The following is a 14,301-nucleotide window of genomic DNA, read 5'->3' as shown; positions in this document are numbered from 1 at the left end:
ATGCACATTCTCGTTACAGGCGCAAACGGTTTTGTGGGGTCGAACTTAGTGAAAGCCTTGCTCGATCAGCAACATGAACTGTGCAACTTTAGCCGACTCAGCTTACTGGACTTACAGTTTCAAGAGCGCAGCACTGACCCACGCGTAGCGTATTATCAGGGCGATTTTTCCGATACGGCATTGATTGAACAAGCCTTACAACAACCTGCCGATGTGGTGTTTCATTTGGCCAGTATTCCGGGTGGTATGGCTGAGCAAAATTATGAACTGAGCCGCAAGGTCAATGTCGATGCGATGTTATTTCTGTTTGAACAACTCAAGCAGCAAGGTAACTGTCCTCGTGTCGTGTTTGCCAGCACTATAGCGGTATATGGCTCAGACTTGCCTGAACAGGTTGATGATGACACCCCGCTGAAACCGCATTTGACTTATGCGGGACAAAAGCAGTTTGGCGAAATTGTGCTGGATGATTTTAGCCGTAAGGGTTGGATTGATGGTGTCGCGGTGCGTTTACCGGGGATTGTGGCGCGTCCACAGCAACCCTCAGGCTTGTTGTCGGCATTTATGAGTGATGTGTTCTGGACCTTGTCACAGCAGCGTGCTTTTGCCTGTCCTGTGTCAGAGCATGCAGTGGCGTGGTGGATGTCGGCGAAATGCTGTGTTGACAATTTGATTCATGCCGCAGCTTTGCCTAAGGAACAGTTACAACAGGATCGCCGTGTCTTTACCTTGCCTGTACTACGTCTGAGCATGCAGCAGATGGTAGATGGTTTGGCACAAGAATTTACCCTAAATACCGAAAAGCTGGTCAGTTTTGACAGCAATAATCCACAACTTGAGAAAAATTTTGGCGCATACCCTGAGATTCATACCCGACGGGCAGATGCACTCGGCTTTAAACATGATGGATCTATCCAACATCTCATTAAAAATACTTTAAATCTCGACTGATTGCTTTCACAGGCTTGAGTCAGATCCATAAACCAAGGAGTGGTTTATTATGAACATGATTAGCGATAACTTCGAATCAAAAAGTAAGTTTGTTGCTTATTTACTGCTGATTCTTAACTGTTTGTCCCCAATGGCAGCAATTGTCATTGCTCCGAGTCTGCCGCAAATGCAGGCAGAGTTTTCTAACATTCCCAATGTGGAGTTTTTAGTGCCGATTGCCCTGACTATTCCGGGGTTGTTGGTGGCATTGCTCAGTCCTGTGGTGGGGCTGATTGCCGACAAATACGGACGTAAAAAAATGTTGGTCATGGCGACCTTCATTTACAGTCTAATCGGTGTGTTACCGCTGTTCCTACATAGCTTGTATGCCATCATTGGCAGCCGTGTCATTCTGGGTATGGCTGAAGCCGTGATTGTCACCATCAGTACGACGCTGATTGGTGATTATTATTCAGGTGCAATACGTCAGCGTTATCTGGCTTTACAGACCACCTTTGCATCTAGTTCAGCGATTCTATTTTTTATGATTGGCGGTGTGCTTGGTGAGTTTGGCTGGCGTGTACCGTATGCAGTTTATGCTGTGCCTGTGGTGTTGGGCATCTTGGGTGCATTTATGTTGTGGGAGCCGAAGCAACAGCAAATGTCGGCCGATGATGATCATGAAGCACAAGCCGTGACCTTTCAGCCGAAACTGTTATTTTTCATCTGTGTAGTGACCTGTATTGGCGCCTTGGCGTTTATGATTTTACAAATCCAAATGGCGTTTATCTTGGGTTCAATTGGTGAAACTTCACCGAAAGTGGCAGGCAATATTTCCTCTGCATGTAGTGCCCTGATTGTGGCTGGTACATTGAGCGTACATCTGTTCTCACGCTTGAAGCTTAAAGTCGGTCATAACCTGTTTATCGCCTTTGGTTTGATTGGGCTCAGTTTCTTGTTGATGTCACATGCAACTTCTGCGGATCAAGTATTGTTATATGCCTTACTCAATGGTTTTGGTTGTGGCTTGTTGTTGCCGACTTTGGCGATCTGGAACATGAAAAATCTGCCTTGGTTTAAACGTGGTATTGGGACAGGCATGTGGTATGGCAGTTACTGTTTAGGGATGTTCTTTAGCCCAATTCTGTTTGTAGCAGCGACCAAGTTCACAGGGAATCTGTTTAATACCTTGGCATTGGCAGGCTGGGTACTGATTCCACTGGCGTTGATTGCTTTAGTTCTAGGATTTGTGAAAGGAACTCAAACTCAACCTGTAGCAACACCAGACAAAGCATAGGCAGGAAAATCACATGCAGCAGCGGCTACATAACAAAGTGGCAATCGTCACGGGGATTGGTAATGGTATCGGCAAAGCCTGCGCGTTGATGTTTGCAGCTCAAGGTGCACAGGTTATGGGTTGTGACATTGTCACGACACTGGCTGAGCAGACACAGGCGCAAGTACAACAACAAGGTTTGGAGATTAGTATTGCAACTTGTGACCTGACTCAGCCTGAACAGGTTCAGGCACTGGTTGCGGCAACTGTAGCGAAGTTCGGACGAATTGATGTACTGGTCAATGCTGCTGCGTTTGCCCATTTTCACCCGATTGAGGAACTGAGTTATCAGCATTGGAAACAAACCTTGGTTGGGGAGCTGGATATCGTATTTTTGCTGTGCAAGGAAGCATGGCAGGCGTTAAAACAGCAGGGTGGTTCAATTATTAACTTTGCTTCAGCCAATGCATGGATGGCACTGGAAGGTTCTCCTGCTCTGGCACACTGTGCCGGTAAAGGAGGGATTTTGGCGATGACGCGGCAACTGGCCATGGAAGGCGGGGCGTTTCAGATTCGGGCCAATACCATTTCTCCAGGGCTGATTGAAACTGCTGCAACTCGGGAACATATGCAGCAAGATCCAGCATTTAAACAGCAAGCCCTCAGTAAGCAAATTCTGCGACAGCGAATTGGTCAACCCAAAGATATTGCATGGGCTGCGGTTTATTTAGCATCGGATGAGTCGGCATGGGTCACGGGTACCGATATTAAGGTAGATGCTGGAGCAACTGCTTCTTAGTTTAAAAAATAAATTACTGATTAATAAGAATTTTATAAATTCTTATAGAGATGCTTTGCATTTAAAAAATTGAAGAAAGGAATTCTAATGAAAAAGACAATATTGATGGTGTCGATGCTGGGTGTTTTATTTAGCCAAATCTCACGAGCAGATGAAGATGTTCTGTTGGCACAAAACAATCAGACACCAAATGAACGAATTGGACCACAGGTGCAAATACCTGAGAACCCTATGCCAGAATCGAAAGATGGACCACTGGCAAATCAGGGGCAATGGCTCGTAGATCACGGTATTACACCGCATTTAACTTTTACTCAGTTGTACTTTGCCAATCCAGGAGTTGGGGTCGAAACCGATCAAAGTGAGTCAGTTTCAATCTTTACGGTAGGTGCATCATTGGATTTGGAAAAAATGATTGGGTTGTCTGGCGGTACGATCCATTATGAGCATCTTTTTGCACCTTGGATCCATAATTTAAATTATGGTATGCAAGCCAGTAGTACGATTGTTGGGACGCTTGGCCCTTATATTCCTAAAACTAGCCATCTGACGTTGTTTACCTATGAACAAAAGTTACTGGATGACAAATTAACTTTAGAAGCAGGAAAAAGTAATGCAGGCAACTATTTTGCATTACCGATGTGTAATTCGCCAACCTTATGTGTCAGTGCCACTTTACAAAATATCGTGGGGATTAATCCGCCGCCTTATGCGAACTGGAGTGCACGTATGGCTTACGATTTGAGTCCGAAACTTCGCGTACAAACGGGTTGGTGGCGGAGCGATGCGGCATTTCCATTCACGAATGGTTGGGAGTCAAATTCTGGCGACATTGGTGGACAAATGAGTAATGTCTATCTCGCGAATATGTCTTATCGTACAGATTTTTCGATGGAAAAATATCCTCTCTCTTATGAGGTGATGGGCTTTTACAATGATGGCAAACAAACCAATCCCTACTACACGGTGAATCACACGTCAAAAGTATTTGATACTTCGAGTGCTGTGGATAAGACCTCAGGTGTTTCAGGTATTTATTTAGGTGCGAAGAAAACCCTATGGCGTGCAGATCATGGGGAAAGTGATAGTCCCGTACCAAAATCGATTTCTGCTTATGCCAGCATGACTCAGACCTTTAATGATGAAAATACAAAGGGGATTCAAAATCAGGGAAATGCTGGAATTTTGTTTAATCACATGTTTGAGTCTCGACCATTTGATAGTTATGGTCTGAGTTTTCAATGGGCACATTTAACCGATGCAGAACAAAACTTCTTGCAAGATGCCAATTTGGCAGCTGGTGGGTCGGGTTATAAGGTTGGTCAGACTGAAACAGCGCTGGCTTTAGATGCCAATTTTATCTTAAGTAAAGGCGTAATCCTAAGCCCGTTTGTGATGTATTCATGGGACAGCAACAGCATGTTAAATCCTTACAGTGCGGTAAATCCTGAATCTGGTGTGTCATTTGGCGCAACTTTACATATGAAATTAGATCAAATCTTGGGCTTGTCTGGTAAAACAGCACATTAAATGTATAAGGGGAAGTGAAAAACTTCCCTATTTGTTTAAAGATAAAAAGATGGTAAATGATGATGGAAAACAATGCAAAACAGAAAAAATTGGCCTTAATTACGGGTGCGGCTGGTGGTTTAGGGCAAGCATTTTCACAAAAACTTGCAATGAACGGTTTTCAGGTGATTTTAGTTGATTATGTCGATTGCACACCTTTGATTCAGAAAATCGAAGCCATTGGTGGCAATGCAAAAGCCTATCAATGTGATTTGAGCCAACCTGATCAAGTGAAACATTTAGTCAAACAAGTGCTGAATGATTTCGGTGGCTGCGATGTATTGGTCAATAATGCTGCCTATATTCCTTTAAAACGACTCGCAGAAACTGACTTATCGGAATGGAATAAAACCTTCGCGGTGAATGTCGATGCCACATTTATATTAAGTCAGGGCTTTGCACCGAAAATGATAGAACAAGGTTGGGGGCGAATTGTAAATTTGGCTTCAAGCAATACTGGGCGACCACAAAAAGGGTTCATGGCATATATTGCAGCTAAAATGAGTGTTATCGGTTTGACTCGTGCTTTGGCCGTAGAATTGGGTGATTATGGAATTACCGTCAATGCAATATCACCGGGCTTGATTAAGCATGCTGGAAGTGAACAGGCATTACCAGAGAGCCTCTTTGATGCCGTAAAAAATAGTCAACTCATTCCAAGAAATGGCGTGCCATCAGATTTGGCTGGTGTACTTTCATTTATTGCTTCAGATGAGTCTAAATATATGACTGGACAAGTATTTAATGTTGATGGTGGATTTTTATTCTAAAAGCAAACAAGAAAAGGACAATAAAATGAAAGTTGCACTGATTGGCGCAAGTGGTATGGCAGGATCTAGTATTTTACATGAATTGGTGGCACGGGGGCATCAGATCACGGCAATTGTACGTTCTCCCGAAAAAATTGCGCAGCATACACAGGTCGAGGCACGGCAGGCAAATATTAATGACACGGCACAACTAACTCCATTAATTAAAGGACTAGATGCTGTGATTAGTGCGGTACATTTTACCGATACCCAGATTGAGAATTTACTCAGTGCCTTAAAGCAAGCAGCAGTACCACGCTTTTTGATGGTCGGCGGTGCAGGTGGTTTGACACTTGCATCAGGGAAAAGATTAGTCGATGATCCGAAATTTCCTGAACAAGTGAAACCTGAAGCTTTGGCGGGTATTGCGATTCTAGACATCTTACGACAACAGTCTGATTTAAACTGGACGGTGTTGTCACCATCTATGATTTTTAAATCAGGTGAGCGCACAGGTAAGTTTCGATTGGGTCAAGATGAATTATTAATGCAAGATGGGTTGAGTTCTATATCGACACAAGATTATGCAATCGCATTAATTAATGAGCTAGAGCAGCCACAACATATTTGTCAACGGTTTACGGTGGGGTATTAAAAAAGGGGCAACAAAAGCCCCTTTTTTACTTATACACTTTGTGTTTTTTGCAGGAAAGTAAATTTGAAAATCAAACCCGCAAGCAAATAACAGACAAAAATCACCACGCTCATGGACAATAAGGACGTTCCTAAGAGGGTGGTCAGAGGCGCAGTAATTCCACCTATTGCAAACATCATAAAACCGAGTAAAGCGGATGCAGTACCTGAAAATTCATGCTGCCGTGCCATAGCAAGAGCGCTGGTTAATGAGCTGATTGCACTGACAGTAGATACTGTAATAAATAGCAAAACAAGACAGAGCAAGATAGGGAGTTGTAATGCGCTGCATACCAATAATGCCAAACTTGTAATCACAGCAATTGTAACCGCCGTGGCTAATAAATATTTTTCAGAAAAATGATTCAAAAGTTTGGCTGTTGTAACAGCTGAAATAATTAATCCTATGCCATTGAATGCGAATAGTAGGCTATAGCTTTGAGCCGAGAAATGATAAGTTTCCTGAAATACATAAGAAGATGCACCAATATAAGCAAATAATCCGCCCATCATCATGCTTTGCATTAAACATAGCCCAATAAAAGTTTTATCCTTGAGTACATTTGCCTGCGCGAGCTTGAAAGATTGTTGTAACTGTCCAACTCGTTTCGGATCGTGTGATTCATCAATTAGGAAATAACAGACTAGAAAAATAAGCACACCTAAAGCCGATAAACTGGCAAATAGACCTTGCCACTGGGTAAACTGCAATTGTATACCACCGAGTACAGGTGCAAGTATGGGAGCGATACCGTTAATTGCCATAATCAAGGCAAAAAACTGTGCCAATTGTGTGCCTGAATAACGGTCACTGGCAATTGCTCTAGCAAGGACAGCACCACCTGCACCGGAAAAACCTTGTACAAAACGGATGATGACCATTTGACTCATGTCCTGTACAAACATGCAAGCAATTGAACTTAAAGTGAATAGTCCCAAGGAAAGCATTAGCGGTTTTTTTCTACCGATACGGTCACTCCACGGACCAAAAAATAACTGTCCAACGCCTAGGCCAATTAAGGCTGCCGTCAAACTGAGTTGCGATTGTGGAATAGATGCATTTAAGTCATGGGTGATTTGCGGTAAAGCAGGCAAGTAGAAATCTGTACAAATAGGACCAAAAGCAGTCAAAACTCCCAAAATAATTGAGTATTTAAGATAGGTAGAATTCATCTCTTGGTTTGCACTCCATCTTGATCGATAACAAAACGGGTGGTTTGGGGTAGAAATGGCTCAATTTCCTTTAAGGTTGCTTCAAGCTTGTGTTTTAACTCATCGGGTACAACGGTGAAAATCTGATTATAGACATCAGTGGTAATAATCTGTAACTCCTTGAGTTTATTGAAGCCAGACAGGGTAAGAGAAACCTTTTTATGACGACGATCCTGTGCATCTTCGACACGGGTCACATAGTTACCTTGCACCAGACGATCGACCATGCGGCTGGCGGCATTGTGGGAGATCGCTGCATTTTCCGCAATTTCGGCAATACTGCATGAACCCTGCTTATACAGCAGGAACAGGGTGTTGAGTTGACTAAAAGAAAATTCACCATTTAAGGCTTTACCCATATGTGGAAATAGCACTGTCGCAACAAGTGCATGTAAATGGTCCAGATAATGACCAAGTGAAGGAGATTGGGACATAGGTTTACAGGCTTAAAATATATTCCTTTGAGAATATAATTCTCATAGGAATAAAAATCAAGTTTAGAACGTGCGTTCATAATTATTGATTTGTAGGATGGATTGATTCAAATAGAACCTATTTGTTTTGTAGATACCAGCCATGCTTATAAAGCATTTGTGGATTGTGAGATCGCAGACTAATCTGAATTCCAAATCATCATTATTTGAAATGAGATAGGGATTAAAAAGGAATTTAGCTATGGCAATAGTCGGTATTGATACATTGCTTTACGGGGTTCAAGACCTTGAAAAAGCATCACAATTTTTAGACGATTTTGGTTTGCAACGTTTAAGTTCAAGTGTAGAAGAAACCATTTATCGTCTGGCAGAAGGTTCAACGGTAATCGTACGCTCGATTGATCACGCTTCTATGCCCGATGACTCGGCGTATAGAGGGTTTGGTGTTAAGGAAACCATTTGGGGCGTCGATACTGAAGATAATCTGCAACGTTTGGTCGATGATTTAAAACAGGACCGTGAAGTTACTTTAGGGGATGATGGCGCTTGGCGTTTCTACTCGGATTGCGGTTTGCCTTTGGCATTGCGCGTCTTTGATCGTCAGACAGTGATTTATTCTACTGATCCGATTAACTCATCTGGCAATATTAATCGTCTGAATCAACACCGAAAATGGCGTCGACGTGCTATTCCAAAAACGATTAATCACGTGGTCTTTGCAGTCAAAGATTATTGGAAAACATTCGCCTTCTTTCGTGATCGTTTGAACTTTCGCATGTCCGATCATCAAAAAGGTATTGGCACTTATTTACGTGCAGATGGGGCACATGAACATCACAATACTTTCTTATTGAACTGTGAGGTGCCAGGAGCAGGTGGTATTCCACGTTTCCATCATACTTGTTTTGGGGTTGAAGATTTTGATGAGGTCATGATTGGTTCCAATCACATGACGAAACGTGGTTGGACGCATGGTTTCTTGGGGATTGGACGTCATCGAATTGGTTCAGCAATTTTCTGCTATTTCGACTCTCCAGTGGGTGGTGAAACTGAGTATGGTGCAGATACTGACTATTTAGATGACAACTGGGTACCACGTGAATGGGAATTTCGCTTTGGTACAGCATCTTGGATGACGAAACCTCCAAGCTTTATGTTGGATGAAATTCCTTGGGATGTCGGTTTTTATCAAGGTGAAGAAGCCTACATGCGTGAATTGAAAACCGAATAAACCTAGCACTTTGTAAAGGATAAACAGGATGTTTAAATATTTTGAAACCAATTATGTTTGGAGTTTAGCGGTCGCTGCTGCGATTGAAATGGGCGCAAAAATTGGTGAAATTGAGGCGATGTGTCGTCCACTCGCAGACATTGCCAAAGAGGGCGATGACCCAGGCACAGCGGCATTTTTAGCTTCTTGGGAACAGGGTGGTGACAATTTACTGGCACTTGCAGAAGAAGATAAAGCCACTGGTCGTATGTTGAGTGCGGGCGATAAATTGAATCGTGCAGCGATTTATTATATTACAGCAGAGCGGATGCAGGCGCATAGTTATGCACCACGTAAAGCCTTATATGCCAAATTTCTAGAAACCTTTCAACAAGGGATGCAATTGGCTAAAGAGCCGTGTGAACGAGTTGAAATTCCATACCAAGATGGCATCATTGCAGGTTTATATACTCATGCAGAAGGGGTAAAGGGACCAGCACCATGTTTAGTCGTGATTAATGGTTTAGATTCCACTAAAGAAATGGTCTATCGTGCTGGATTCTTTCCACAACTTTTGGCAAAACGAGGTATTTCTAGCTTATTCATTGATCAACCTGGGACAGGGGAAGCGCTACGCTTACATGGTCTGACTGCTGTGGTTGAAACAGAACAATGGGCAAGTAAAGTAGTTGATTATTTGGAACAGCGTCCTGATGTTGATGCCTTGAAAATTGGTTTATTGGGCGTTTCACTTGGTGGTTATTACTGCCCACGTGCCGTAGCATTTGAACCTCGCTTTGCGTTAGGCGTGGTGTGGGGTGCGAACCATAACTGGGGGGAAATGCAAAAACGTCGATTACAACGAGAGGGTGAAAATCCTGTACCTCACTACTGGGAGCATGTACGTTGGGTGTGGGGAGCAAAAGACATGGATGAATTCATGGAAATCGCACAAAATGTACATCTAAATGATGTGCTAGAAAATATTAGAGTCCCATTCTTGGTCACACATGGTGAGGCGGATAAACAGATTCCATTAGAATATGCACATCAGTCTTATGCTCAGTTGGTAAATAGCCCAGACCGTGAATTAAAAATCTTTACGGAGCGAGAAGGTGGTATACAACACAGTAGTTTAGATAATACTGCAAATGCTGGTTCATATATTGCGGATTGGATTGCTGAACGATTTGGTGGGGAATTGCGCTAAAATGCATTGAATAATTAGTGCCTGTTGACATTTCATAACTGTGGCTAAATTAATATACAAGCTAAAGCAACTGAATTTCCGTAGTTCTGCTTTAGCTTGTTATAGCATTTAGCAATTCCTTTAAATTGTTTGAGTCATGCAACTGTATTCTCAACCAAGTGTCTAATTTTATATAAGTATCAGTCCATATAATCATTGTTTGATTGGGTATTGGATTTCTTGAAATATTTTCTTTTGACATCTGCTTTCTTCAATCTACTGCCAAATGAATTATAGAACTGTTTCAATCGATAATCTTAGCGATGGCCTGATTCTTGAAACCCGTGATGTGTTAATGAGATAACATATGGGTACCATTAAAAGTGCATAGTGTTTTCTATACATAACTAAGCCTATATTTGTTTCTTCTGAGGAGAGTTTCCTTCATTTTCTCGAATGATAGATTCTACAATCCTATCTGCATCTTTTAGCTCATGATCATAGATTTGGGTTTTGTATTTAAAAGTTGGAGCCGCATTTTGACGGATTATTTCTCCATTTCGGTCACTAGTATTGACAGTGACTCGCATGGATAGACCTATGCGTAGTGGGTTTTTTATAATCTCTTTAGGATCTAAGGCAATTCGGACTGATACACGTTGTGTTACTTTAATCCAGTTTCCTGTTGCATTCTGGGCAGGTAAAAGCGCAAATGCACTTCTTGTACCTGCATCTAAACCAACGATTTTTCCATGGTAAAGAACATTTCGCCCATATACATCAGATGTCAATTCAACAGGTTGACCAATACGAAGATGTTTTAGTTGCGATTCTTTGAAGTTAGCATTGACCCAGAGTTCATTTGTAGGAACGATAGACATGAGTGCCACACCTGGATTAATGTGCTGACCTAATTGCACACTGCGTTTAGTGACAATACCATCTACAGGAGAGCTAATTGACGTACGCATACGAGACACATATGCATCACGTAAGTTAGTTACTGCTGTCAGAACATCCGGATGTGTCCGAAGACTTGTCCCATCAACTATAGCCCAGCTCTGTATAAGTGATTGATTTTCTGCTATGAGGGCAGCTTGGGCATTTTTCAGTTGATCTTGGGCATGACTCAATTCTTCACTAGAAATAGCACCAATAGCACTAAGATCAGAACGACGTTTTAGATCTTCCTTAGCTTTCAATACTTCATTTTGACGTTGTTCAACTTCAGCTTGTAATTGATAGACATGGGAATATTGGGTACGTGCGCTTCGGATTGCCTTAGCCAATTCTGCTTTCGTTCGCTCAAATAGGATTTCTTGATCTACAGAATTTAACTGAACAACTAATTCCCCAGATTTGACGTAATCCGTATTATCAGCCGCAAAATTTATAACTGTTCCAGCTATTTGAGAAGTTAATTGTACAACGTTGCCATCAACATAAGCATCCTCTGTGTATTCTGTTGTACTTTGATATTTAAAGTACCAAACAATAGCTAAAATCAGAATAATCAAGAGTATTACCGTGGCTACCCCTCGTATCCAATAAATTTTAGACTTTGTATTTTGAATGACATTAGTCTCTTGAGTAATAGGCGATTTCTGATCTGGGGAGACACCTTGACTCATAAATGTGGATTCTTTATCTATTGCATTACTAAAGGATCTTTAGAGAAATAGCTCAGCGCTTGTTAATTTAAATTTGGAAAAATTATTTGTGATAAAGATTAGTTAAGGCTATATGTCGAAATAAATAGCCTTAACCATTTACTTGCAGTTAAGCAATTTCAGCACCTAGTGCTGGGAATACATCTGTAAACAACAGACCAATCAATTGTTGTCCAGTAGGAGTAGACCAGTCTTGCGCGATTTCAGCCATGAGCGTATTAGTAGCTGTGAGTACAACGCCCGCATCATGCATACGCTGACGCGAAAACTCTTCTGATAAATCACTTGGTGAACCAGAAGCATCCATCACAGCTTGCACAGCAAAACCTTCAGTTGCAGCATCTATTGCTGGGAAAATAAGGCAGACATCTGTAGTAACACCCGCCATAATTAGATTTTTGCGACCTGTTGCAACCACTGCATCATGGAATTCTTTATATGCCCAAGCATTAACCACACCTGGACGCTTAACACGAGCTTCATAAGCTTCAGGTAGAATCTCTGCGATTTCTGGCAGAATTGGTCCTTGAGCATTTTCTTCTTGGCTAGAGGTAATAACTACAGGCATGCCAAGAATCTTAGCCATCTTAGCCAATGCAATTGACTGCTTAGCAGCAAGTTCCTTGTCTATATTTTTGATCAGTTGCATCGTACCAACTTGATGATCAATAAGTAGTAATGCTGAATTTTCAGCAGTAAAGTATTGGTTAGTCATAGTAAATTCCTTCTTTGGATTAGATTAAGCAAATAGCGGAGGTCCGCTGAACAATACGATATGAGCATTGCCTTGAGTGGCTTTAAACGTCATATCGCGAGAAACTTTTTGGGCTGGGAATACGGGAAGTTTAAGATTCTCGGGATTAAATTCTTGACCTTCTACTTCAAATATTCCCGCAATAGGCATCGCAAACATATTGTGACCAATAGCAATTGGTACAGTGATCTCACCACCATCTTGTAGTGAAATATCGAGCATCGTCACTTCGGTTGGTGGGTTCATTGGAGAATAAACATCACCATAACTACCTAATGGCACACGTACTTTAGCGTTTGGTAGGTGAATTACAGGGACATCTTGAGCCTCAAGAATTAATGGAAAAGGCTCAATTAGGCTGTTGGATTCAGATAGATCTACAAAAAATTGTAATCCATGGACAGTTTTTCCAACCTCAGCAGGAACTTCTTCGTGCGATACACCACGACCTGCCGTGGTCCAATGTAGCCCTCCTGCCTGAATGAGATTTTGAGTCCCAATGGAGTCACGATTCGCCATTCCTGTTTCAGAATCTTCTAACAAGTAAGAGACAGCAGACATACCCTGATGACGGTGAGGAGGGAAAGTCGGAGCATTCATCCAATAGTGATCGACACCAAGGATTGGAGAAATAAGCGATGCTTCTGCACGTAATCCATAGCCATGAAATTGACGACCATGGTTAGCGCGTTGAACTTGAGCGATAACAATAGACATAATTGCAGCCTTTAAATTTCAGTAGATGTATTTAAAGTTGGATAATCGACATAGCCTTGTGCATCGCCACCATAATATGTCGTATTATCTGCTTCATTCATTGGTAAATTGTGTTGCAGACGACTTACAAAGTCAGGGTTCGCGAGGATCATTTGTCCATAAGACTCTAGATCTGCTAAACCTGATTCGATATCTGTTCCGATGTTTTCGCGCGGACGTCCAGGGCGGTTAATGATTAATGCCTGTGTCCATAGTTGGCGTATATCTTGCAAAAGTTCTTCATTGCCAAGATGCATAACATGCAAATATACGAGTCCTAGTTTATTAAGCTCTTTCACGAGATAACGATATAATTCAGGGCCTTCTTGACCTTCATCAATTCCCCAAAGTAGCGCACCTGGAGAAAGACGAATCGCAGTTTTATCTGCACCAATTTCTTCTGCAATTGCAGTTGCTACTTCAATGGCAAAACGAGCGCGATTCTCAATAGAACCACCATATTCATCTGTACGTGTGTTTGCACTTGGTGCAAAAAACTGTTGAATTAGGTAGGCATTTGCACCATGAATTTCCACACCATCCGCACCTGCTTCAATTGCAGATCGGGCAGCATGTTTAAAATCTTGGACTGTTTGTTTAATTTCTTCAGTCGTCAATGCACGAGGTGCTGGAATTTCTTGCATTCCAGTTGGTGTGAATGTACCTGTACCTGGAGCAATAGATGAAGGAGCAACAGCTTGACGATGATGTGGTGTGTTATCAGGATGTGACATACGACCAGCATGCATCAATTGAATGAAAATGTGTCCACCTTTAGCATGTATTGCATTAGTGATCTTTTTCCAGCCCGCAATATGTGAATCTGTATAAATACCTGGTGTTGCTAAATAGCCCTGACCATCTTCAGAGGGTTGAGCACCTTCAGCAATGATTAATCCAACACTTGCACGTTGAGTATAGTATTCGGTTGCTAATTCGCCAGGTGTTCCATCAAACTGAGCACGTGATCGTGTCATTGGTGCCATAGCTAGTCGGTTCGCTAATTGATACTGACCGATACGAATAGGTTTAAGTATTTGATTCATGATTCATTGTCCAA

At 42.0% G+C, this 14,301-nt stretch carries 14 protein-coding genes and 1 pseudogene; 8 read left to right on the top strand and 7 right to left on the bottom strand.

Features of this window, described 5'->3' with window-relative positions:
- The 6 genes from E0H94_RS18200 (at nucleotide 1) to E0H94_RS18175 (ending at nucleotide 5,978) form a co-directional block, all read left to right on the top strand.
- Nucleotides 1-951 carry an NAD-dependent epimerase/dehydratase family protein gene (locus E0H94_RS18200; protein WP_131327770.1) on the top strand — a complete coding sequence of 317 codons (951 nt, stop codon included), beginning with the start codon at nucleotides 1-3 and terminating at the stop codon, nucleotides 949-951.
- Between the two features lie 49 nt (nucleotides 952-1,000).
- Nucleotides 1,001-2,227, top strand: a complete 1,227-nt coding sequence (locus E0H94_RS18195; RefSeq protein ID WP_131327769.1) for an MFS transporter — start codon at nucleotides 1,001-1,003, stop codon at nucleotides 2,225-2,227.
- Nucleotides 2,228-2,240: 13 nt separating this feature from the next.
- Nucleotides 2,241-3,005 carry an SDR family NAD(P)-dependent oxidoreductase gene (locus E0H94_RS18190; protein ID WP_131327768.1) on the top strand — a complete coding sequence of 255 codons (765 nt, stop codon included), beginning with the start codon at nucleotides 2,241-2,243 and terminating at the stop codon, nucleotides 3,003-3,005.
- Nucleotides 3,006-3,092: 87 nt separating this feature from the next.
- Nucleotides 3,093-4,535 (top strand): carbohydrate porin, encoded by a 1,443-nt coding sequence (locus E0H94_RS18185; RefSeq protein ID WP_131327767.1) that lies wholly within the window; start codon nucleotides 3,093-3,095, stop codon nucleotides 4,533-4,535.
- Between the two features lie 56 nt (nucleotides 4,536-4,591).
- Nucleotides 4,592-5,344, top strand: a complete 753-nt coding sequence (locus E0H94_RS18180; protein ID WP_227548678.1) for an SDR family NAD(P)-dependent oxidoreductase — start codon at nucleotides 4,592-4,594, stop codon at nucleotides 5,342-5,344.
- A gap of 25 nt (nucleotides 5,345-5,369) precedes the next feature.
- Entirely contained in the window at nucleotides 5,370-5,978 is a 609-nt protein-coding gene (locus E0H94_RS18175; RefSeq protein WP_131327766.1) for an NAD(P)-dependent oxidoreductase, read from the top strand.
- 29 nt (nucleotides 5,979-6,007) lie between these two features.
- Here E0H94_RS18175 and E0H94_RS18170 read toward each other — a convergent pair whose 3' ends face one another.
- Together E0H94_RS18170 and E0H94_RS18165 are read right to left on the bottom strand one after the other, a co-directional pair.
- Nucleotides 6,008-7,189: a multidrug effflux MFS transporter gene (locus tag E0H94_RS18170; protein WP_131327765.1), complete on the bottom strand. Its 1,182-nt coding sequence runs from the start codon at nucleotides 7,187-7,189 to the stop codon at nucleotides 6,008-6,010.
- Entirely contained in the window at nucleotides 7,186-7,662 is a 477-nt protein-coding gene (locus E0H94_RS18165; protein ID WP_131327764.1) for a MarR family winged helix-turn-helix transcriptional regulator, read from the bottom strand. The genes E0H94_RS18170 and E0H94_RS18165 overlap by 4 nt, the downstream gene beginning before the upstream one ends.
- Nucleotides 7,663-7,903: 241 nt before the next feature.
- Between E0H94_RS18165 and E0H94_RS18160 the strand changes: the two genes are divergently transcribed.
- Complete coding sequence (locus tag E0H94_RS18160; RefSeq protein ID WP_131327763.1) at nucleotides 7,904-8,893, top strand: VOC family protein; 990 nt, start codon at nucleotides 7,904-7,906, stop codon at nucleotides 8,891-8,893.
- Nucleotides 8,894-8,921: 28 nt separating this feature from the next.
- The gene (locus tag E0H94_RS18155) at nucleotides 8,922-10,082 is read left to right on the top strand and encodes an alpha/beta hydrolase family protein (RefSeq protein ID WP_131327762.1); all 1,161 of its coding nucleotides are present in this window, start codon (nucleotides 8,922-8,924) and stop codon (nucleotides 10,080-10,082) included.
- Between the two features lie 44 nt (nucleotides 10,083-10,126).
- On the opposite strand, the pseudogene E0H94_RS19025 reads toward E0H94_RS18155, so the two are convergent.
- The 5 genes and pseudogenes from E0H94_RS19025 to E0H94_RS18135 form a co-directional block, all read right to left on the bottom strand.
- Nucleotides 10,127-10,303: pseudogene (locus E0H94_RS19025) on the bottom strand (IS5/IS1182 family transposase); the annotation flags it as partial.
- 171 nt (nucleotides 10,304-10,474) lie between these two features.
- Nucleotides 10,475-11,692, bottom strand: a complete 1,218-nt coding sequence (locus E0H94_RS18150; protein WP_131327761.1) for an efflux RND transporter periplasmic adaptor subunit — start codon at nucleotides 11,690-11,692, stop codon at nucleotides 10,475-10,477.
- Nucleotides 11,693-11,840: 148 nt separating this feature from the next.
- Nucleotides 11,841-12,446, bottom strand: a complete 606-nt coding sequence (locus tag E0H94_RS18145) for an isochorismatase family protein (protein ID WP_116730589.1) — start codon at nucleotides 12,444-12,446, stop codon at nucleotides 11,841-11,843.
- 24 nt (nucleotides 12,447-12,470) lie between these two features.
- The gene (locus tag E0H94_RS18140) at nucleotides 12,471-13,202 is read right to left on the bottom strand and encodes a pirin family protein (RefSeq protein WP_131327760.1); all 732 of its coding nucleotides are present in this window, start codon (nucleotides 13,200-13,202) and stop codon (nucleotides 12,471-12,473) included.
- Between the two features lie 11 nt (nucleotides 13,203-13,213).
- Nucleotides 13,214-14,287 carry an alkene reductase gene (locus E0H94_RS18135; protein WP_131327759.1) on the bottom strand — a complete coding sequence of 358 codons (1,074 nt, stop codon included), beginning with the start codon at nucleotides 14,285-14,287 and terminating at the stop codon, nucleotides 13,214-13,216.
- Between the last annotated feature and the right edge of the window lie 14 nt (nucleotides 14,288-14,301).

This window comes from Acinetobacter sp. ANC 4173 (genome assembly GCF_004331255.1).
Taxonomy (GTDB): domain Bacteria; phylum Pseudomonadota; class Gammaproteobacteria; order Pseudomonadales; family Moraxellaceae; genus Acinetobacter.
Note: the sequence above shows the minus strand (reverse complement) of the source record. Positions and strands in the feature narration are given on the sequence as shown.

Coding starts and splice junctions, on each gene's coding strand:
- E0H94_RS18150 (WP_131327761.1), bottom strand. CDS start 11,692: ATGAGTCAAGGTGTCTCCCCAGATCAGAAATCGCCTATTACTCAAGAG.
- E0H94_RS18200 (WP_131327770.1), top strand. CDS start 1: ATGCACATTCTCGTTACAGGCGCAAACGGTTTTGTGGGGTCGAACTTA.
- E0H94_RS18140 (WP_131327760.1), bottom strand. CDS start 13,202: ATGTCTATTGTTATCGCTCAAGTTCAACGCGCTAACCATGGTCGTCAA.
- E0H94_RS18155 (WP_131327762.1), top strand. CDS start 8,922: ATGTTTAAATATTTTGAAACCAATTATGTTTGGAGTTTAGCGGTCGCT.
- E0H94_RS18145 (WP_116730589.1), bottom strand. CDS start 12,446: ATGACTAACCAATACTTTACTGCTGAAAATTCAGCATTACTACTTATT.
- E0H94_RS18160 (WP_131327763.1), top strand. CDS start 7,904: ATGGCAATAGTCGGTATTGATACATTGCTTTACGGGGTTCAAGACCTT.
- E0H94_RS18185 (WP_131327767.1), top strand. CDS start 3,093: ATGAAAAAGACAATATTGATGGTGTCGATGCTGGGTGTTTTATTTAGC.
- E0H94_RS18135 (WP_131327759.1), bottom strand. CDS start 14,287: ATGAATCAAATACTTAAACCTATTCGTATCGGTCAGTATCAATTAGCG.
- E0H94_RS18195 (WP_131327769.1), top strand. CDS start 1,001: ATGAACATGATTAGCGATAACTTCGAATCAAAAAGTAAGTTTGTTGCT.
- E0H94_RS18165 (WP_131327764.1), bottom strand. CDS start 7,662: ATGTCCCAATCTCCTTCACTTGGTCATTATCTGGACCATTTACATGCA.
- E0H94_RS18190 (WP_131327768.1), top strand. CDS start 2,241: ATGCAGCAGCGGCTACATAACAAAGTGGCAATCGTCACGGGGATTGGT.
- E0H94_RS18180 (WP_227548678.1), top strand. CDS start 4,592: ATGATGATGGAAAACAATGCAAAACAGAAAAAATTGGCCTTAATTACG.
- E0H94_RS18170 (WP_131327765.1), bottom strand. CDS start 7,189: ATGAATTCTACCTATCTTAAATACTCAATTATTTTGGGAGTTTTGACT.
- E0H94_RS18175 (WP_131327766.1), top strand. CDS start 5,370: ATGAAAGTTGCACTGATTGGCGCAAGTGGTATGGCAGGATCTAGTATT.